Origin of the sequence: Bacteroides cutis (genome assembly GCF_900241005.1) — a bacterium.
GTDB lineage: Bacteria > Bacteroidota > Bacteroidia > Bacteroidales > Bacteroidaceae > Bacteroides > Bacteroides cutis.
In genome coordinates this window covers 35,928-56,527 of sequence record NZ_OEST01000006.1, presented here as the reverse complement: position 1 = coordinate 56,527, position 20,600 = coordinate 35,928, and the positions used below count along the sequence as shown (strand labels likewise).

The window sequence follows — 20,600 nt, the reverse complement described above, 5'->3', positions numbered from 1 at the left end:
TTTATACTTATAATTTATATTCTGTTTCTTCTCTCATTGGCCATTCCAAAACAAAACGGCAACCCTTCCGGTAAGTCTCATCCAGATAAACTCGTCCACCAACCATATCCATAATTTCCTGTACTATGGCAAGTCCCAGTCCTGTACCTCTAATAAAAGTATCCACCTTATAGAAACGTTCAAAAATACGTTTCTTATTCTCCGGCTTGATGCCGATACCTGTATCTTCTACAATGATATCCAACACCCCGCGAACTTTATCTTGTTTACAAGAGACACGGATATAACCTTCATTTGTAAACTTCACAGCATTATCCAGTAGTGCCATCATCACAAGTTTCAACCAGGGACGAACGGTATAAATAGTAAAAGTCTCCGATGAAGGAATACATTCTAATATAACCTCCTCTTTCAGAACCGGATGAAGTAAAGTAGCACATTCTTGACAACATATACTGATATCCACCTCTTCCCGTGACCTATCCAATACCAATGAATCCATATCCGCCATAGTAAGAATATTCTCTATCAACCCCAACAGATAAGTATTATTGTTCTCTACCTGAGCGGCATATTCTTTCTTTTCGTCCTCCTCCACCTCGTCTTCAGCCAGCAAAGTAGAAAAACCTACAATAGAATTCAAAGGTGTACGTATCTCGTGAGTAATATGTTGAATAAACGAGCTTTTCACTTTACTCATCTTTTTCACCGCCTTATGTGCTGCATCCAATTTACGGTTCATCGAAAGAGTACGGATATACAAATAACTTATCACCAACAATAGTATCAATACCACACTTCCGGCTATCAAAGCAATTGTCAGTTTATCTTTATTCAATTTGGCACTCAATTCCAACTTCTCCATCTTCAGCTTGTCTACCTCAAATTTGGCTGTATATTTACTCAACAGTTCATCTTGTTCTGCTTTTCGTACAGAATCATTGACTTGGGCATATTCGGTATAACTTTGATATGCCTTACGATAATCTCCCAACTGCGCTTGCAATTCAGCTTTCATCCTATGATTGTAAGGATAGCAAATACCCAAAGAATGTTGGTAGGCCATTAGAGAATCAACATAAGCAATATTGCCCTTTAAGTCACCTAAAATACGACAACACATTATTTTATATGCAAACCATGCTTCAGGGATCGTACTTTCCGGATTTTGACGGTAAAAATTATCTGTTTCTTTGATATAAGGCTCAGCGGCTATTTTCCCTCTACTTGCCAACATACAGATTACACGGAACTCACTAAAACGCAAATGTAAAGAAGGATCTATTTTCTGCTTTTCCTGTCTCAGCTTTGTTTCCAGTTGCTCCAACTTATTCAGATATATTTCGCCTTCGACATACTCGTTACGTGAAAGATAAGTCTGGATAATGTTGAGCAATACCACATAGACATCTCTATAATACTTGCCTTCTTCAAAATGCTTCAGCGCATAATTATAGTATTCTATACAAACTTCCACATTATTGGCAAATATCCGGTGATTATATCCGATACACATTTCACTGCATGCCAACCCATATTTGCTTTTAGCCTGTTCAGCATCTTGATGTAAACGGGCAGTTTCGGCAATAGCCTCTTCCTGCATACCTTTTTCTGTTACACGCTGAATATACTGGCGCCAGTACATATAACGCATATCCGGCTTGTTATACCTCGTACACCAATCCATATACTCATAAGTCGCCTCTTTTAAGCTGTCAATATCTCCCAAACGATAATAGTGTGATATCAGATTATCATAAGCCGCCTCCATTTGAGTTGTATCATTCAGTTCCCGGGCTATTTCCATCCATTGGGCATTCAGGGCAGGCAACCGGCTGTTTCCCAATAAACCTTGCGCACTGTCCGCCAGAATTTTCATTTCCTTAGGAAGATCAACGGCCTTTAAAGCCCAAGGAGACAGTCCCAGCATCAGCACAATAATAAACCGTTTTACGGCAGCTTTTATCATTTCAGATTGTAGATTAAGTGTATGATGCGAAAATAACGTTTTTATTTAAGGTAAATTTGCAGATATCAGAAAGTATAACAAATCTTAACCTTGCCGGAAATGCCCCCTGCTTTTGTCCTTTTTCTCCGTTTTTTTATAATCCGAACGTGCCATGGCCGTATTTGCTCCGTGTCCATAGCATTGGGCTGGGTATGAACCAAGTATGGGGCAGATAGGTAGTGGGGATGAAAATGGTTTAAATGTCTACTTTATCTGGAGCGCTTCGCCACAGCGGATATTCTTCAGCCACTGTTTTTTATACAAGAATATATAATAAAGGTTTATCGCTATTTCTTCGTCAAGAAAGCTACCGTGGTAGTTGAAAAGAAAGTGCCGGTCGTTATGGTCGAAAAGGATCAGGCTCGTATTTATCAGTTGGAAGATGATTTGCGGTTTGATACAGGGTCAGGTGTGTTGAGCCGAAAGGATACTTGTGTGAAACTGACTTCAATGCCGGCAAAATTGCTACAGGGTTTCTTGGAGGCAGAAAAACGCAGATTATCTGTCAATGAGATTATTGAGCTATTATGGTCTGAGGATGCGGTGGACATCGCAAGGGTATATACTATTATAAAAAGACTTCGTAAAGACTTAATTACTATTTCTGATTGGAAGATAATGAATGAAAATGGCAGTTATCAGTTAAAAATCCCCATTCCATCGAAGAATAGAGCGATAATTGGAGTTTTAGAGTATAGCCTGACAAAGCCTGACAAATGTGTATTTTGCGCAATGTCAGACTTTGTCAGGCTTTTTATTGGGTGGTTTCTTTTCCTGTAACTTTGTATCAACTTCTTAGGAACAAAATTATTAATCATAGAAAACTTGGAAAGTATGAAAAAGAAAATTTTATTTATCGGGATCTTTTTGATTGCAGCCATTGCGGCTTCTTTTCTTTTCAATTCAAAGAAGGATTGTTTGGAGAGTTTGGTGCTGAAAATATAGATGCTTTGGCATCAGGTGAATGGGACAAACCTGCTCACTATGTGGGAACCGGTACTGTAGATTGCCCTTCAACCCATGTTAAGGTGTATTTCGTAGCAAGACACTACAGTCTCGATCAGAGCATGTATGGATAAAATTGAATATTAATGTAGATGAAGAGGAACGGACGGCGAACGTCTTGTTGATGCATTGCGTGCCGTCCGTTCCATAACCCACCAAGAAAGGAGGTCGTGGCAAAGATATAAAATAAAATTGAAATCGGAATGTATTTTCTGCCATTTCGATAGATATGGCGAAAAAAAAGTTCTCCAAGATTCTTTAATCTTGTCTCTTGCACGCAAGCACTATGCTTGTGATATATCATAAAAAGATTAATCTTATACTAATAAAAAATAGAAATAGTATGAAGAAAATGAATAATTATAAAGAGGTATATGTAAGTAATCTTTTGTAGTTATTTTTGCAATGAGTATATCTCCTGGTATGCTCATTGCAGATAAATTTGTTAATAATATTGTATAATGAAAAAAAAAAACAAAAGAAAATAGTTTCTTGTTTATACTACTATTTATATGCATCTTGGGAGCGTGTAAGAATGAAAAGCCTCATTCAGTATTGGATTTATTTTCGGAATCCCGGTTATTATCTCAAAAGAAGAGTAATATTCCGGATGATTCTTTGGCTGTGATAGAAGGATTGGTTTGTGATGAGGAAAATTTGATTGTTTATGATCTTCATTCAGGTGAAAGTTATACCCTGTTTGATAAAAATACGGGAGCATATATTACTCGCTTTGGGACTATAGGACAGGGGCCTGATGAAATAGCAAAATATTAGATTATGGTATAAATGTTTATAATGCTTCTGATGATGCTTTTAATATGTATACCAAGTATTTGGCTAATCAAGGAGATTTAGTTATGCAGCCCGGAAAGAATGTGTTTGCTTACTCTGTCAACTTTTCCTCTAATTTAGATATTGTCGAAATAGTTGGTCAGAAAATCAAATTGATAAAATCATTAAGATTTGCTGATCCGCTATATAAGCCCATGTCAGATGGAATATATCAAAGTGTGGACTTAACGGAAAATAGCAGCGTGGGTTATATAAATCTTAGTGCTACATCCAAGTATATATATGCATTGTATTCGGATAAAAAGTTTTTTGAAAAAGGACGAAAATCTAATGTGATATTGGTTTTTGATTGGGATGGTAATGCCATACAAAAGTATATTTTAGATACCGATGCTTATTATATTGCAGTCGATGATACTAATCAAACTGTGTATGCCGCAGTGAAAAATGCAGAGGGTGGATGGAGCATAGTAAACTATGCTATCTGATTTTGATATATCCGTCACAGCGGATGTTTTTCATCCGCTGTGACAAAGACGTAAGTTCTTGACACTTTGAATTTCCCGCGTTCCGAGAATAGCGTATTTCCACCCGTTGACAGGTGTGAGTGGAAATATGCCAACGGAAAACGGTATCTTCCTCATGGATAGCGGAATACAGAAATATATACAACTCAAATAGACGGGACATAGCCGGTTTTCCATGTAAAAACACCCTTTCCCCGGCAAAAAAAGGATACTCTCAGGAGAAATGTTCATCTTTCCCGGAAGGGAAGTTAACATCCATCACGCCGGAAGTTAACATCCCTCGCATAGGTAGTTAATATCCTTCATGTGGGAAGTTAACATCCCTCCCTCGGAAAGTATAAAAATCAGTGGATATTCGATAAAAACACGGCATATTTATGCTTTTAACCGTGCGCTTTTGTTTTTTCAGAAAGTGATCATATCAGCAAAACGGGTAATTTAGAGACAGAAAGCACCTAAAAAGGAGTATTTTAAAATCAATTTGACAGATTGAAGATGACACATCTTTTCCTAAATTCCAATAAAACTACTTACACCTCATTTCTATTTCAACAAAAAAATCAGTAAATTTGCGGTTTAAAGCGTATTGTATAAGAATTATGGCTGAACAGAAATCTATCATCATAAAAGGAGCTCGCGTCAATAACCTCAAGAATATCGATGTAGAGATTCCCCGTAATAAATTAGTCGTCATCACCGGGTTGTCCGGTTCCGGTAAATCATCACTTGCATTCGATACTCTTTATGCCGAAGGGCAACGCCGTTATGTGGAAAGTCTCAGCAGCTACGCACGCCAGTTTTTGGGACGTATGAGTAAGCCGGAGTGCGACTTTATCAAAGGTATCCCGCCGGCAATTGCCATTGAACAGAAAGTAAGTAGCCGTAATCCACGCTCTACCGTAGGTACTTCTACTGAAATTTATGAGTATCTGCGTTTGCTCTATGCGCGTGTAGGACGTACATTCAGCCCCATCAGCGGGCAAGAGGTAAAAAAGCATTCCGCAGAAGATATCGTGAACTGTATGCTGGAACATCCTGAAGGAACGCGCTACACTGTGCTCACCCCTATTCTGCTTCACGAAGGACGCACGATGAAACAACAGCTGGAGATAGACATGAAACAGGGGTTCAACCGTCTGGAAGTGAACGGAGAAATGATCCGCATCGACGAATATACCCCGGAAGAAGGAGATACCGTCTTCCTGTTGGTAGACCGTATGACCGCTTCCCGGGAAAAAGACGCAATCAGCCGTTTGACGGACTCCGCGGAAACCGCCATGTATGAGGGAGACGGATCTTGCCTGCTACGTTTTTACCAAACGGACGGGTCTACCTGCCTCTACCGCTTCAGCACTAAGTTCGAGGCGGACGGCATCACTTTTGAAGAACCTAACGACCAGATGTTTTCTTTCAATTCTCCGATTGGCGCTTGTCCGGAATGTGAAGGTTTCGGCCGCGTTATCGGTATTGACGAACATCTTGTCATCCCCAACCGTTCACTCTCCGTTTACGATGGTGCCGTGGTTTGCTGGCGAGGAGAGAAAATGGGTGAATGGAAAGATATGGTGATACGTGGCGCGGAGAAAGCCGGTTTCCCTATTTTTACGCCTTACTATCAACTGACTGATGAGCAAAGACGGATGTTATGGGAAGGCACCCGTTATTTTGAAGGTATCAACGCTTTCTTCAAAATGCTACAGGAAAACCAGTATAAGATACAATACCGCGTGATGCTGGCCCGCTATCGTGGCAAAACACTTTGCCCCACGTGTCACGGTACCCGTCTGAAACCGGAAGCCGGTTATGTCAAAGTAGGAGGACGCAATATTTCGGAATTGGTAGACCTGCCTATCACCGAACTGAAGTTATTCTTCGACAACCTGAAACTGGATAAGCATGATACTGATATCGCCCGTCGCATCCTGACGGAAATCAACAGTCGTATCCGTTTCCTTTTGGACGTAGGACTGGGATATCTTACGCTCAACCGCCTCAGCAATTCACTATCCGGTGGTGAAAGTCAGCGTATCAACTTAGCTACCTCTTTAGGCAGTAGCCTGGTAGGTAGTCTCTATATTTTGGACGAACCGAGTATCGGTCTGCACAGCCGGGATACCGACAAGTTGATACATGTGTTGCGCCAGCTTCAACAATTGGGTAATACGGTAGTTGTAGTAGAACATGATGAAGAAATTATTCGTGCGGCAGACTACATCATTGATATAGGTCCTAAAGCCGGTCGCCTGGGTGGAGAAGTGGTATACCAGGGAGATATGAAAGATATTCAAAAAGGTAGTGACAGCTACACCGTCCGCTATCTTCTGGGTGAAGAAACTATTCCAATTCCGGAAAGCCGCCGTCCGTGGAACCAATATATAGAAATAACAGGTGCCCGCGAAAACAACCTGAAAGGAGTAAATGTACGTTTCCCACTCAACGTGATGACCGTTGTTACAGGTGTATCCGGTTCCGGAAAGAGCACGTTGGTACGCGACATTTTCTATCGTGCCTTGAAACGTGAATTGGATGAATGTAGCGACCGCCCCGGTGAATTTGCCTCTATCAGCGGTAACTTACAGAACCTGCGCAATGTGGAGTTCGTAGATCAAAATCCCATCGGAAAGTCGTCACGTTCCAACCCTGTAACCTACATCAAGGCATACGAGGAAATTCGCAAGCTATGGGCCGAACAACCGCTTGCGAAACAAATGGGCTATACTGCCGGGCACTTCAGCTTCAACAGCGAAGGCGGACGTTGCGAAGAATGCAAGGGAGAAGGTACCATCACCGTAGAAATGCAATTTATGGCAGACCTTGTTCTGGAATGTGAATCTTGCCACGGAAAACGCTTTAAAGCCGATACGCTGGAAGTAAAATTCCATGATGCCAATATTTACGATGTTCTTGAAATGACCGTCAACCAAGCCATTGAGTTCTTCAGCATGCATGGACAAAAAAAGATTGTAAAGCGTTTGCAACCACTACAGGATGTAGGATTAGGCTACATCAAACTCGGCCAGTCCTCCTCTACCCTTTCCGGTGGTGAGAACCAGCGTGTGAAACTGGCTTATTATCTCAGTATTGAAAAAGCAGATCCTACTCTATTCATTTTTGATGAACCGACTACCGGACTACATTTCCATGATATCCGTAAACTACTTGAAGCTTTCGATGCCCTAATACGCCGTGGTCATTCCATTGTCATTATTGAGCACAATTTGGATGTAGTGAAATGTGCCGACTACGTCATAGATCTTGGTCCCGAAGGTGGTGACAAGGGGGGTAACATTGTAACTGTGGGTACTCCGGAAGAAGTGGCGGAATGTGCGGCAAGCTATACGGGGCAGTTCTTGAAAGAAAAGTTACGGGAGAATGATAATTTATCGGTATAATGACGGAACAAGGCTTCCATTCGTGTGAGTATTTTATTTCACCACAAAGGTCACAGAGAGCTCAAAATTCAAATCCTTTTTTTCTTCACGAAAACCTGTGTGAGTCTGCGTTTGAATAAAATCCATCAGTGACCTCTGTGATGAAATAAATTTTCATTTATTCATCAGAAATAGAATCCAAATCCTACCTTCAATCCCAATACGGAACGATCCTTATTAATATCCCAATAAACAGCCGGTTCAATGGTTACTGTACGCGTGAGAAAGAAAGCATAACCAGCTTCCATACCGAATCCAAAAAGAGTTCTGTCACCTCCATCCCAATCATAACGATTCAGATTGACGTCAGCACCCAGATAAATACCTATTTTATCAAAGTAATAACGACCGCCTACACCAAGGGTATAAACATCCTTTCGCAAATCTCCTTGATTCCAACCTGCACCGGCTTTTACCAATAAGGCAACATTATCCATCAAAAATGCACCGCCATTGGCCTCAATACCGAAACTAACCTTGTCCGCTTCCGTATTGTATGAAAGGTTAAGGCCGGTTACAGAAGGATTTACAAACCATTTTCCTTTTTCAAATTGTGCCTGGACAGCCATTGTGGCAACAAGCAGACAAATAAGTAATGCAAGTCTTTTCATCTTGTTTTTATTTTTAAGTAAATAATTATCATTTCATTCTATTTTTATCCTCCTCACAACGCTTTCGTTGCAAATCTTCCTTTTTACGGAGTACCAACCACAGTACCAATACAATTACGTACGATACAGCTACAGTCACATATTTCTCCGTATTGCTGATTTCCGTATTACGGGGCAAGAAGTAGGCAGCGGTTGCAGTAACATAGATAAGTAAAGCTAAAGTCAGGCCGGTTGATTTCTTAATCTTCTTCATTACCAAAGTTTTTTAGTCGTTTTAAAATACCAAATCTTAAACCAAATAGCGGCTACCAATGCTGCAAAGATAGCGACAAAAGGAGCAACATGCAGTTGCATGCCAAATCCTTCGGGAGCAACGCAGATATACGTCGTACAAACAGCCGTCATAAAAAGAGCCGGTAAATAAGTTACATAAAAATAATGTCCCTTTCTCTCACGCACAAGATATACCGTAATAGCCCACAATGTAAAAACGGACAATGTCTGATTGGCCCATGCAAAATAGCGCCATATCGTTTGAAAGCCATCCGAATCACGCAAATTATAGAGTAACAATCCCACTGCTACAGCAAACATCGGAATACAAATATACAAACGTCTCCGCATTGACTTTTGTTCTAATCCCAGAAAGTCAGCTACAATGAGACGTGCCGAACGAAATGCCGTATCTCCGCTGGTAATCGGTGCAGCCACTACACCCAATATGGCAAGTACACCACCGAATGTCCCCAACCATCCCTTACTGATATCAAATACCACTATCGACGCATCGGTTATTCCCATCCCCTCCTTATGGAAGAAATAAGTTGCGACAGTTGCCCATATAAGAGCTACGATACCTTCTGTAATCATAGCACCGTAGAAGATAGGACGTCCATAACGTTCACTGGTCATGCAACGTGCCATCAGCGGACTTTGCGTAGCATGGAAACCAGAAATGGCCCCACAAGCAATCGTGATAAACATCATCGGGAAGATAGGATTGGAAGCTGCTTTCGGATGCGTATTCTGTAATCCGTCCCATATTTCGGGCAGTGCAGGATGATATACATAAAGCATCACCAGTATTCCTACCGCCATAAATATCAAGGCTATGGCAAACAATGGATAAACCTTACCGATGATTTTATCAACGGGAAGTAATGTAGCCATTATATAATAAACAAATATAACTATTATCCAGAATGTGTTATCCAAAGCACCCGGAGTTAATTTGGCAAGTAATCCCGCTGGAGAAGCCACAAAAACCGCACCCACCAACATCATCAAAATAACAGTGAAACCGCGCATCACTTGTTTGGTGGGCAACCCCAGATAACGTCCGATAATTTCGGGAAGACTCTCTCCACCATGACGGAGAGAAAGCATACCTCCCAGATAATCGTGTACCGCTCCCGCAAAAATAGAACCAAATACAATCCAAAGGTAAGAAGCCGTTCCGAACATAGCTCCCATAATGGCACCGAATATAGGGCCGACTCCGGCGATATTAAGGAACTGTATCATAAATATTTTCCAGGTAGGCAGAGGCATGTAGTCCACTCCATCGGCCTTAGTCAGAGCAGGAGTTTTACGGTCGTCAGGACCAAAGACGCGTTCGATAAAATGTCCATAAATGAAGTAGCCCGCAATTAATGTCAACAGGCAAAGCGTAAATGTAATCATGGCGTGTTAGTCTTTTTAATGCACGCAAATGTAACAGTTTCCAAGCAAACATCACAAAATTATCAAGTGTTTTGCTTAACTTCGCCGCTAAATATAACAGAAATAAAGAAAAAAGGAAGACTATCCATGAAACGTATCTGTATTCCACTTATATATATATGTGTACTATTATTACCCCTATCATCTCTTGTCGCCCAGCCTCCCAAACACGAAGTCCGCGCTGCCTGGGTCACCGCCGTTTATGGGCTTGACTGGCCACAAACCCGTGCCACCTCTCCCGCTTCCATCCGCAAACAACAAGACGAGCTGATTGAAATCCTCGACAAGTTGAAAGCCGCCAACTTCAATACGGTACTGTTTCAGACCCGTACCCGTGGCGATGTTCTATATAAATCCGCTATCGAACCCTATAACCCGATATTGACAGGAACAACAGGAGGTAATCCCGGTTACGACCCTCTCGCTTTCGCCGTAACCGAATGCCATAAACGAGGATTGGAATGTCACGCCTGGATGGTAACCATCCCTTTAGGTAACCGTAAGCATGTGGCCGCTCTTGGCAAACAATCCGTCACCAAACGTAAACCTGCCATTTGTGTACCTTATAAACGTGAATATTTCCTCAATCCCGGCCATCCGCAAACAAAAGAATATCTAATGAGCCTCGTCCGTGAGGTGGTTGAACGTTACGATGTGGATGGTGTACACTTCGACTACCTTCGTTATCCCGAAAACGCCTCACGTTTCCCGGACAGTTATGACTATAAAAAGCGTAGTAACGGCCGCAGCCTTGCCCAATGGCGGAGAGACAACATCACCGACATTGTCCGATACATCTACAAAGGCGTAAAAGCGCTGAAGCCTTGGGTGAAGGTCAGTACCTGTCCCGTTGGTAAATATCGTGACACCTCTCGTTACTCTTCCCGTGGCTGGAATTCTTTCAATACTGTCTATCAGGATGTACAAGGTTGGCTTGGTGAAGGTATCCAAGACCAAATTTATCCCATGATGTACTTCCGTGGTAACGGTTTCTATCCCTTCGCCCTCGACTGGCAGGAACAGAGCAATAACCGGCACATTATCCCCGGTCTCGGCATCTATTTCCTTGATCCTGCCGAAGGCAACTGGACAGTAGACGAAATAGAGCGCCAGATTCATTTTATCCGTGCCCACAGACTGGCTGGAGAAGGTCACTACCGCGTAAAATACCTGATGAATAATACGCAAGAGATCTACGACATTCTGGAAGAAAATTATTATGCTGCCCCCGCCCTGCAACCTGCCATGCCGTGGATTGACAACATCCCTCCCACTTCCCCCACTCATCTCAGTGTGGAAAAGCAATCCGAAGGGTATACCCTTTTACGCTGGCAACCTTCTACCGACAATGATAAACGAAATGCACCGTTTTACGTTGTCTATGGTTCGGACACCTATCCCGTAGATACTTCCAATCCTGAGAATATTTTAGCGCAGCGGGTAGCAGGTACCGAATATATATACGCCCCGATACGGCCTTGGACTGCCAAAAAATATTTTGCGGTAACGGCCATAGACAGATGCGGAAACGAAAGTGAAGCCATCCAATGAGTTCTACCGCTTCCTCCGTGAGTGGAACCGGTTTCCATCACGACAGAGAAACCCGGCGCTTATAATGGCAAACCTTTTAGACTATCTACATTCGCGCCATTACCTCCACAAATGCCCGATAACGGCTCTTTGGGGTGATTGGTACCAATGGCAGATATCCGGAAACCAGTTTACCAGCTTCCACTACCATCGGGAATTCGCGCATGTCCTGTTCGTGTTGTGCCCGTAACGCTTCATTGGTAGGGAAATATTCGATATTGAAACGCCCTGTATTACCGGGTAACACGAAGTTATCGTAGAAAAGGCGGGAGACAACCCCCATATTCATTCGCATATTTATTTCAACACAAGGATAAATGACGTACCTGCGTCCGCTATTCCTGCGGCATACCATCATGTCTACACCCAAATAACCGGTATAAAAATCACCATAAGCGGTTGCCAAGTTACTTTGCAAGCATTCGCGGATACGTATCAATTCCGTGAGGGGAATATATTGCTCGATCCACTCCTCCACCCACTTATCCGAAACGAGGACATTACCTGCATAGGCACCTCGTCCGTTGGTGGAAAACAAGGAGTAACCCGCAAAAAGAACTTTTCCATACCCGTCGGAATAAAATTCGATGGCAAAATCCTCCACCTTATCATATATAGGTTCTGCCACAAGATACCCTTGCTCTTTTATAACCCGTTCGCACCAATCGGACAAGTTCTTGGTGAAACCACAACGGCACCAATTCAAACCTTTGCCGCTACCGGACCAAGGAGCTTTAAACAGACAAGTATGCATTTCTTTTACCACCTCCCTGCAACTTACCATCGTCTCGATAAGATAATGCCTGCCGCAAGTATATTCGGGATAATTGCGCCTTACGATTTCTGTCAGCCAGATACATTGAAGACGGGAAGAGAGCAACCGGTATTCTGCAAGAAACCGCAAGGTGGGAAGTTTCCGTTCCAATACTCCTCCTTTCAGTAGATACTTGCGCAGAGCAGGGTTCCATCCCCACGGCATAATCTGCGCCTCGGTATAATCGGGCAACTCAGGTTCCGTGACCAGTTGTACCTGCAACGGAAAATATTCTTTCATTCGTTTCAGGAAATCCATATTATAAGCAGAAGGTGCCAATACCGCACTGCCGGGCTGGGCATACCACATCGGCAGTAATGCCAAATCTTGTATCATGCGGCGGGCAGATGCCGGAGCCATGTAGTTTTCTTCGTTACTGGCCAACGCAAGATCGGAATCGGGATTGAAAAGATATAGTTTCATTAATTAGAGTTCGTTATCATTAAAGACTACAAACTTACAGAGAAAAAGGACAGGATACAAAATATATAAAACTTAACTATGAAAAATATATTTTGCTATCTCTACTTTGCAAATCTATAAAAAAGGTGTATATTTGTCGCCCGATAAACCGAATTTAAAAGCATGGAAGCATTTTACCGAACACACGCTTATCTGGTAGAGCATACGAATGCCCCTGTCCGTCGTGACCTCATGGATGAGATTGACTGGAATGACCGGCTCATCGGTATCAAAGGTACTCGAGGCGTAGGTAAAACTACTTTCTTATTGCAATATGCCAAAGAGAAATTCGGTACTGACCGTTCTTGTCTCTTCATCAACATGAATAATTTCTATTTTTCCGGGCACAGTATTGTGGATTTCGCCTATGAATTCCAGCGTCGTGGCGGAAAGGTTTTGTTGATAGATCAAGTTTTCAAGCATCCTGACTGGAGCAAGGAGTTACGTCTGTGTTACGATCGTTTTCCGAATCTTAAAATTGTATTTACCGGTTCGTCGGTAATGCGGTTGAAAGAGGAAAATCTGGAATTACGCGATATTGTGAAGAGCTATAATCTGCGTGGTTTCTCTTTCCGCGAATATCTGAACTTGCAGACAGGCATGAAATTCCACGCTTACTCTTTGGAGGAGATATTAAGCAACCACGAACAGATAGCTAAAGGTATCCTCTCGAAAGTACGTCCTTTGGAATATTTGCAAGATTATATGCATCACGGGTTCTACCCCTTCTTTCTTGAAAAGCGTAATTTCTCGGAAAATTTATTGAAGACAATGAACATGATGGTAGAGGTAGATATCTTACTCATTAAACAAATTGAGCTGAAATACCTCTCAAAAATAAAGAAATTGTTATATTTGCTTGCCGTAGATGGGCCGAAAGCTCCGAACGTAAGCCAATTGGCAAACGATATACAGACTTCCCGCGCTACGGTGATGAACTATATCAAGTATTTGGCAGACGCGCGGCTCATTAATATGGTCTATCCGAAGGGTGAAGAATTCCCCAAGAAACCATCCAAAATAATGATGCACAACTCCAATCTGATGTACTCCATCTATCCCGTAAAAGTGGAAGAGCAGGATGTGCTGGATACATTCTTTGTAAATACTTTGTGGAAAGATCATAAGGTGAACAAGGGTGACAAGAACATTTCCTTTATGGTGGATGAAGTGATGCCTTTCAAAATTTGTCCAGAAGGAATAAAAATAAAAAACAATCCGGGAGTGACCTATGCACTGCATAAAGCGGAGATAGGCCGGGGAAATCAAATTCCACTCTGGTTGTTTGGTTTTCTATATTAAATTCGAGAGATTTTTTTATTTAATAAATTCAATTTAGTTATGACTAAACAGAAGAAATTCATTACTTGTGATGGTAACCAGGCTGCTGCGCATATCTCGTATATGTTCTCTGAAGTAGCTGCTATCTACCCCATCACTCCCTCTTCTACGATGGCTGAATACGTAGACGAATGGGCTGCCGCAGGTCGCAAAAACATCTTCGGCGAAACAGTATTGGTACAGGAAATGCAGTCTGAAGCTGGTGCAGCCGGCGCTGTTCACGGTTCTCTGCAGGCGGGCGCGTTGACTACTACGTACACTGCTTCACAAGGTTTGTTGCTGATGATCCCTAACATGTACAAGATTGCCGGTGAATTCCTGCCTTGTGTATTCCATGTATCTGCGCGTACGCTGGCAAGTCACGCACTATGTATCTTCGGTGACCACCAAGATGTAATGTCCACACGTCAGACCGGTTTTGCCATGTTGGCAGAAGGTTCTGTACAAGAAGTTATGGACTTGGCAGGTGTAGCCCATCTGGCTACTATTAAGAGTCGCGTACCGTTCGTCAACTTCTTTGACGGTTTCCGCACTTCTCATGAAATCCAAAAGATCGAAATGTTGGAAAATGAAGATCTCGCTCCGCTGATTGATCAGGAAGCTTTGGCTGAATTCCGTGCCCGCGCATTGAATCCGATGAATCCTGTTGCTCGCGGTATGGCCGAAAATCCTGACCATTTCTTCCAGCACCGCGAATCATGTAACAACTTCTATGAAGCAGTACCAGCTATTGTAGAAGAATATATGAATGAGATTTCTAAAATTACAGGTCGTAAATACGGTTTGTTCGACTACTATGGCGCAGAAGACGCAGAACGTGTCATCATCGCTATGGGTTCTGTAACAGAAGCTGCCCGTGAGGCTATCGACTACCTTGTAGCTAATGGTGAAAAGGTTGGTTTGGTTGCAGTTCACTTGTACCGCCCATTCTCCGCTAAGCACTTCCTCGCTGCTGTACCTAAGACAGCCAAGAAGATTGCCGTACTTGACCGTACGAAAGAACCGGGTGCCAACGGTGAGCCTTTATATCTTGACGTAAAAGACTGCTTCTACGGTGCAGCAGATGCTCCGGTTATCGTAGGCGGTCGTTACGGTTTGGGTTCTAAGGATACGACTCCTGCCCAAATCATCGCCGTTTACAAGAATTTGGCTATGCCGATGCCTAAAAACCACTTCACTATCGGTATCGTAGATGACGTTACTTTCACTTCTCTGCCCCAGGAAGAAGAAATCGCATTGGGTGGTGAAGGTATGTTCGAAGCTAAGTTCTACGGTCTGGGTGCTGACGGTACGGTAGGTGCCAACAAGAACTCAGTGAAGATTATCGGTGACAATACCGACAAGCACTGCCAGGCTTACTTCTCATACGACTCCAAAAAATCAGGTGGTTTCACTTGTTCTCACTTGCGTTTCGGTGATACTCCGATTCGTTCTACATATCTGGTAAACACTCCGAACTTCGTGGCATGCCATGTTCAGGCTTACCTGCACATGTATGACGTAACCCGTGGTTTGCGTAAGAATGGTTCGTTCTTGCTAAACACTATCTGGGAAGGCGAAGAGTTGGCTAAGAATCTGCCTAACAAAGTGAAGAAATACTTTGCACAGAATAATATCTCTGTTTACTATATCAACGCAACTCAGATTGCACAGGAAATCGGTTTGGGTAACCGTACCAATACAATCCTCCAATCTGCATTTTTCCGTATCACAGGCGTAATCCCTGTAGAACAAGCTGTTGAGCAGATGAAGAAATTCATCGTTAAGTCTTACGGAAAGAAGGGTGAAGACGTAGTCAACAAGAACTATGCTGCCGTAGACCGTGGTGGTGAATACAAGACTTTGACTGTTGATCCGGCTTGGGCTAACCTGAGTGACGACGCCAAAGCTGAAAACAACGATCCGGCATTCATCAACGAAGTAGTTCGTCCTATTAATGCACAAGACGGTGACTTGTTGAAAGTATCTGCATTCAAGGGTATCGAAGACGGTACTTGGTATCAGGGAACTGCAAAATATGAAAAACGTGGTGTAGCAGCTTTCGTTCCAGAATGGAATCCGGAGAACTGTATCCAATGTAACAAATGTGCTTACGTTTGTCCTCACGCTTCTATCCGTCCGTTTGTACTCGATGCTGAAGAACAAAAAGGCGCTAACTTCACTCAGTTGAAAGCTGTTGGTAAAGCATTCGATGGCATGACATTCCGTATGCAAGTAGACGTTCTTGACTGTTTGGGCTGCGGTAACTGTGCCGATGTTTGTCCGGGTAATCCGAAGAAGGGGGGTAAGGCTTTGACCATGAAGCATCTTGAAAGCCAATTGGCTGAAGCTGCCAACTGGACTTACTGCGTAGAGAATGTAAAGAGCAAACAACATCTGGTTGACATTAAAGCTAACGTGAAGAATTCTCAGTTCGCTACTCCGTTGTTTGAATTCTCCGGTGCCTGCTCAGGTTGTGGTGAGACTCCGTATGTAAAATTGATTTCTCAATTGTTCGGTGACCGTGAAATGGTTGCTAACGCTACCGGATGTTCTTCTATCTACTCTGGTTCAGTACCTTCTACTCCTTATACAAAGAACGAAAAGGGTCATGGTCCTGCATGGGCAAACTCTTTGTTTGAAGACTTCTGCGAATTTGGTTTAGGTATGGAGCTTGCTAATGAAAAAATGCGTGCACGTATCGTGAAAGTTATGCAAGAGGCTATCGCAGCCGATTGTACTCCGGCAGAAGCAAAAACTCTGTTCAGCGAATGGATCGAAAACATGTACGATGCCGATAAAACCAAGGAATTAGCTGAAAAGATCATTCCTTTGGTTGAAGCAGGTAAGGACAAATGCAACCATTGCAAGCAAATCTCCGAATTGTCTCAATATCTTGTTAAACGCAGCCAGTGGATCATCGGTGGTGACGGTGCTTCTTACGATATCGGTTACGGTGGTCTCGACCATGTAATTGCCAGTGGTAAGGATGTCAACATCTTGGTTCTGGATACTGAAGTTTATTCTAACACAGGCGGTCAATCTTCTAAGGCTACTCCGGTAGGTGCTATCGCTAAGTTTGCTGCTGCCGGTAAGCGTGTACGTAAGAAAGACCTCGGTTTGATGGCTACTACTTACGGTTATGTATACGTTGCCCAGATTGCAATGGGTGCTGACCAAGCTCAGACATTGAAAGCTATCCGTGAAGCAGAAGCTTATCCCGGTCCGTCACTCATCATCGCTTACGCCCCCTGTATCAACCACGGTTTGAAACAAGGTATGGGTAAGAGCCAAGCTGAGGAAGAAAAGGCTGTTAAATGTGGCTATTGGCACTTGTGGCGTTATAACCCGGCTTTGGAAGCAGAAGGCAAGAATCCGTTCACGCTGGATAGCAAAGAGCCGGATTGGAGCGGCTTCCAAGACTTCTTGAAAGGTGAGGTTCGTTATGCTTCTGTAATGAAACAATATCCACAGGAAGCTGATGAACTGTTCAAGGCTGCTGAAGAGAACGCTAAATGGCGTTATAATAGCTATAAGCGTCTGTCTAAAGAAAATTGGGGCGCTGAAGTTTCCGAATAATTTTAAATTCTGAAATAATAAACTAAAATAGAGGCTGTTCCGTGAACCGGATACAGCCTTTATTTGTTTTGAGAAACAAAAACAACGAATGTTATGATAGGATTTATCATTTGGATTATCGGTGTAATACTGACAATCAAAGCAGCCATGGAAATGTGGCAATGGAAAGATATTGCTGCCGAGAAAAAAATAGTAGCAATCATACTCATAATCTTAACCAGCTGGATAGGCTTGGCCGTGTATTACTTCTGGGGCAAAGAGAATTTGCCGCAAATGCTGAAATAGTGTCCTATATAGTTAGACATTATCAACAGATTTGGAATTCCGCCGCACAGGCATACCCCTCTTCGTAAAGATCGGTCAGCTTGCGGATATCCCGCTCAATACGGTCTACAATAACCGGTTTTTGCGGCCGGATCACGGTGATCTCACCTGCATCCTCCATGCGTTCCACCAAATCCAGCTGCGCATTATAGACACGGCTACGCATATTGATGGCTGCACGCAAACGGGGATATTGGCGATAAATAAAAGGGGGTACTTTAGTTCCCTGGATGTCCTTCCGGTAACCACGGTTACGGGTCAGTACTACAACATTACGGGTATAACCATCCTGCCGGGCACGCATCAGGGGAATACTGTCTACAATCCCCCCATCCAGCATAGGAATGCCATCTACATAGACAATGGGGCAAACAAACGGCAAACTACTCGAAGCCCGGACAATATCAATCACACGATCTTTATTTCGTTTTTCCTCAAAATAATTTGCTTCACCGGTCAGGCAATTGGTAGTCACCATAACGTAACGTTCGGGACAATTGAAATAAGCTTCATAATCATAGGGCAAAATATGTTCGGGAAACTTCCGAAACAGCAAGTCAAAATCCATGATGTTCCGTTTCTTCAGAAGATACTTCAGACCTATGTAATTATACTTCTCCAACAAATCTATATTACTGTATTTGGCACGTCCACGCTGGCCGGACAGATACGAAAGTCCGTTACATGCTCCGGCACTTACACCAATGGTATAAGGAAACCGGACACCCCGATCCATAAAATTGTCCAGCACACCACAAGTGAAGACGCCACGCATACCGCCGCCTTCAAGAACAAGTCCGCTCAAATTGTCTATTTGTATAGTTTTCATCATACAGTGTGGGAATTAACGCCCCAAAGATAGCTTTTGTTTACGATATTCTGCCTATATTTGCGGTCACAACTAATAAATCAAAAATATTTTAATCATGATGAAAAAATCGATATTAATTGTCGCAATGGGATTGTTGAGCCTGCACACAACAGCTCAAGACACTCTGAAAGAAGAGGGATTTGTCTTTACAACCGTCAAAGAAAATCCTATCACCTCCATCAAGAACCAGAATCGTGCCGGTACATGCTGGTGCTACTCCGGGCTGGCGTTCATCGAGTCCGAGCTGCTCCGTATGGGCAAGGGAGAGTATGATTTGTCCGAAATGTATATCGTACACAATACTTACCTGGACCGTGCCGACAAGGCAGTACGCACACACGGCGACATTTCCTTTTCTCAAGGCGGTTCATTCTACGACGTGATATACGGCATGAAAACTTTCGGGCTGGTACCCGAAGAGGAAATGCGTCCGGGAGTAATGTATGGTGATACCCTGAGCAACCACACCGAGCTGTCTGCCGTGGCCGATGCCGTAGTGGCAGCCATCGCCAAAGGAAAACTCCGTAGCTTGCAGACCGACAAAGATAAAAACCCGCTTTGGAAAAAGGCCGTTACCGCCATCCATGACATCTACCTGGGTCAACGTCCCGAGAAGTTCACCTATCAAGGTAAAGAATATACCCCGCAATCTTTCTATGAATCTACCGGACTGAACGCCGATGATTATATCTCACTGACTTCTTATACCCATCATCCGTTCTATCAGCCGTTCGTACTGGAAATTCAAGACAACTGGCGTTGGGGACTTTCCTATAACCTGCCCATTGACGAGCTGATGCAGGTATTTGACAATGCAATCAACAACGGCTACACCATTGCCTGGGGTGCCGACGTAAGCGAACAAGGCTTTACCCGCGACGGTATAGCCGTGATGCCCGATGCAGAAAAAGTACAGGAGTTGAGCGGTTCGGACATGGCACACTGGCTGAAAATGAAACCCGAAGAGAAGAAGTTGAACAGCAAACCGCAACCACAGAAATGGTGTACCCAAGAAGAACGCCAAGAGGGTTACGACAACTGGGAAACAACCGACGACCACGGTATGCTGATTTATGGTATAGCTAAGGACCAGGCAGGTAACGAATACTACATGGTAAAGAATTCCTGGGGCAAAGCCGGCAAGTATGAAGGACTGTGGTATGCCTCCAAAGCGTTTGCACGCTACAAAACGATGAACATCGTTGTACACAAAGACGCGCTGCCTAAAGATATAAAGAAAAAACTGGGCTTGAAATAAAGACCTGACATAAAGAGCAATACTTACCGAAGCATCTCTTCTCCCGATATCAAGAGAAGAAATGCTTCGGTTTTATTTATATCACCGGCCGGAACGTAATGAATAAATAAAATTTCCGAAAAAAATACTCCGAAAAGCATTGCCGCTTCTTTATAATACTTAACTTTGTGTTTTAATAATTCTAAAAATTGCCGTAATGAGCCACTCACGCAACAAAACAAACTACACCGGCGTATATATTCCTCTCCCACTGCCTTGCAGCCGGAAAAGAGCTTTTACCCCC

At 43.1% G+C, this 20,600-nt stretch carries 16 protein-coding genes; 10 read left to right on the top strand and 6 right to left on the bottom strand.

Features of this window, described 5'->3' with window-relative positions; translation table 11 throughout:
- Positions 1-7: 7 nt before the first annotated feature.
- Complete coding sequence (locus C1A09_RS13125) at positions 8-1,969, bottom strand: sensor histidine kinase (RefSeq protein WP_101544945.1); 1,962 nt, start codon at positions 1,967-1,969, stop codon at positions 8-10.
- Positions 1,970-2,350: 381 nt separating this feature from the next.
- Here C1A09_RS13125 and C1A09_RS13120 point away from each other — a divergent pair, with 381 nt between their 5' ends.
- The 5 genes from C1A09_RS13120 (at position 2,351) to uvrA (ending at position 7,727) form a co-directional block, all read left to right on the top strand.
- Entirely contained in the window at positions 2,351-2,788 is a 438-nt protein-coding gene (locus C1A09_RS13120; RefSeq protein WP_145998992.1) for a winged helix-turn-helix domain-containing protein, read from the top strand.
- On the top strand, positions 2,770-3,087 hold the full coding sequence (locus tag C1A09_RS16390; RefSeq protein WP_219618398.1) for a hypothetical protein: 318 nt from the start codon (positions 2,770-2,772) through the stop codon (positions 3,085-3,087). The genes C1A09_RS13120 and C1A09_RS16390 overlap by 19 nt, the downstream gene beginning before the upstream one ends.
- A gap of 481 nt (positions 3,088-3,568) precedes the next feature.
- Complete coding sequence (locus tag C1A09_RS16580; protein WP_245875034.1) at positions 3,569-3,790, top strand: hypothetical protein; 222 nt, start codon at positions 3,569-3,571, stop codon at positions 3,788-3,790.
- Between the two features lie 59 nt (positions 3,791-3,849).
- The gene (locus C1A09_RS16575; RefSeq protein ID WP_245875032.1) at positions 3,850-4,296 is read left to right on the top strand and encodes a BF3164 family lipoprotein; all 447 of its coding nucleotides are present in this window, start codon (positions 3,850-3,852) and stop codon (positions 4,294-4,296) included.
- A 638-nt stretch (positions 4,297-4,934) separates the two neighbouring features.
- Positions 4,935-7,727, top strand: coding sequence for an excinuclease ABC subunit UvrA (gene uvrA, locus C1A09_RS13105; RefSeq protein ID WP_101544935.1), 2,793 nt, complete (start codon positions 4,935-4,937; stop codon positions 7,725-7,727).
- A 164-nt stretch (positions 7,728-7,891) separates the two neighbouring features.
- Here the strand turns inward: uvrA and C1A09_RS13100 are convergent, their stop codons facing one another.
- From C1A09_RS13100 to C1A09_RS13090, 3 genes are read right to left on the bottom strand one after another with little or no spacing between them, the layout of a single operon-like run.
- A complete protein-coding gene (locus C1A09_RS13100) occupies positions 7,892-8,377 on the bottom strand; it encodes a putative outer membrane beta-barrel protein (RefSeq protein WP_101544932.1) in 486 nt (161 codons plus the stop codon).
- A gap of 28 nt (positions 8,378-8,405) precedes the next feature.
- Positions 8,406-8,630 (bottom strand): hypothetical protein, encoded by a 225-nt coding sequence (locus C1A09_RS13095; RefSeq protein ID WP_101544930.1) that lies wholly within the window; start codon positions 8,628-8,630, stop codon positions 8,406-8,408.
- Complete coding sequence (locus C1A09_RS13090; protein ID WP_101544927.1) at positions 8,630-10,060, bottom strand: carbon starvation CstA family protein; 1,431 nt, start codon at positions 10,058-10,060, stop codon at positions 8,630-8,632. The genes C1A09_RS13095 and C1A09_RS13090 overlap by 1 nt, the downstream gene beginning before the upstream one ends.
- A 126-nt stretch (positions 10,061-10,186) precedes the next feature.
- Between C1A09_RS13090 and C1A09_RS13085 the strand changes: the two genes are divergently transcribed.
- Positions 10,187-11,650, top strand: a complete 1,464-nt coding sequence (locus C1A09_RS13085) for a glycoside hydrolase family 10-like protein (RefSeq protein ID WP_101545130.1) — start codon at positions 10,187-10,189, stop codon at positions 11,648-11,650.
- Between the two features lie 85 nt (positions 11,651-11,735).
- Here C1A09_RS13085 and C1A09_RS13080 read toward each other — a convergent pair whose 3' ends face one another.
- Positions 11,736-12,926: a hypothetical protein gene (locus tag C1A09_RS13080; RefSeq protein WP_101544925.1), complete on the bottom strand. Its 1,191-nt coding sequence runs from the start codon at positions 12,924-12,926 to the stop codon at positions 11,736-11,738.
- Between the two features lie 162 nt (positions 12,927-13,088).
- On the opposite strand from C1A09_RS13080, the gene C1A09_RS13075 reads away from it, so the two are divergent.
- From C1A09_RS13075 to C1A09_RS13065, 3 genes are all read left to right on the top strand, one after another.
- Positions 13,089-14,267 carry an ATP-binding protein gene (locus C1A09_RS13075; protein WP_101544923.1) on the top strand — a complete coding sequence of 393 codons (1,179 nt, stop codon included), beginning with the start codon at positions 13,089-13,091 and terminating at the stop codon, positions 14,265-14,267.
- Between the two features lie 39 nt (positions 14,268-14,306).
- The gene (gene nifJ, locus C1A09_RS13070) at positions 14,307-17,864 is read left to right on the top strand and encodes a pyruvate:ferredoxin (flavodoxin) oxidoreductase (RefSeq protein ID WP_101544921.1); all 3,558 of its coding nucleotides are present in this window, start codon (positions 14,307-14,309) and stop codon (positions 17,862-17,864) included.
- Positions 17,865-17,957: 93 nt separating this feature from the next.
- Positions 17,958-18,149, top strand: a complete 192-nt coding sequence (locus C1A09_RS13065) for a hypothetical protein (RefSeq protein ID WP_101544919.1) — start codon at positions 17,958-17,960, stop codon at positions 18,147-18,149.
- A gap of 22 nt (positions 18,150-18,171) precedes the next feature.
- Here the strand turns inward: C1A09_RS13065 and C1A09_RS13060 are convergent, their stop codons facing one another.
- Positions 18,172-19,020, bottom strand: coding sequence for a patatin-like phospholipase family protein (locus C1A09_RS13060; protein ID WP_180949227.1), 849 nt, complete (start codon positions 19,018-19,020; stop codon positions 18,172-18,174).
- Positions 19,021-19,117: 97 nt separating this feature from the next.
- Between C1A09_RS13060 and C1A09_RS13055 the strand changes: the two genes are divergently transcribed.
- Positions 19,118-20,317, top strand: a complete 1,200-nt coding sequence (locus C1A09_RS13055; protein ID WP_101545122.1) for a C1 family peptidase — start codon at positions 19,118-19,120, stop codon at positions 20,315-20,317.
- Positions 20,318-20,600: the final 283 nt, after the last annotated feature.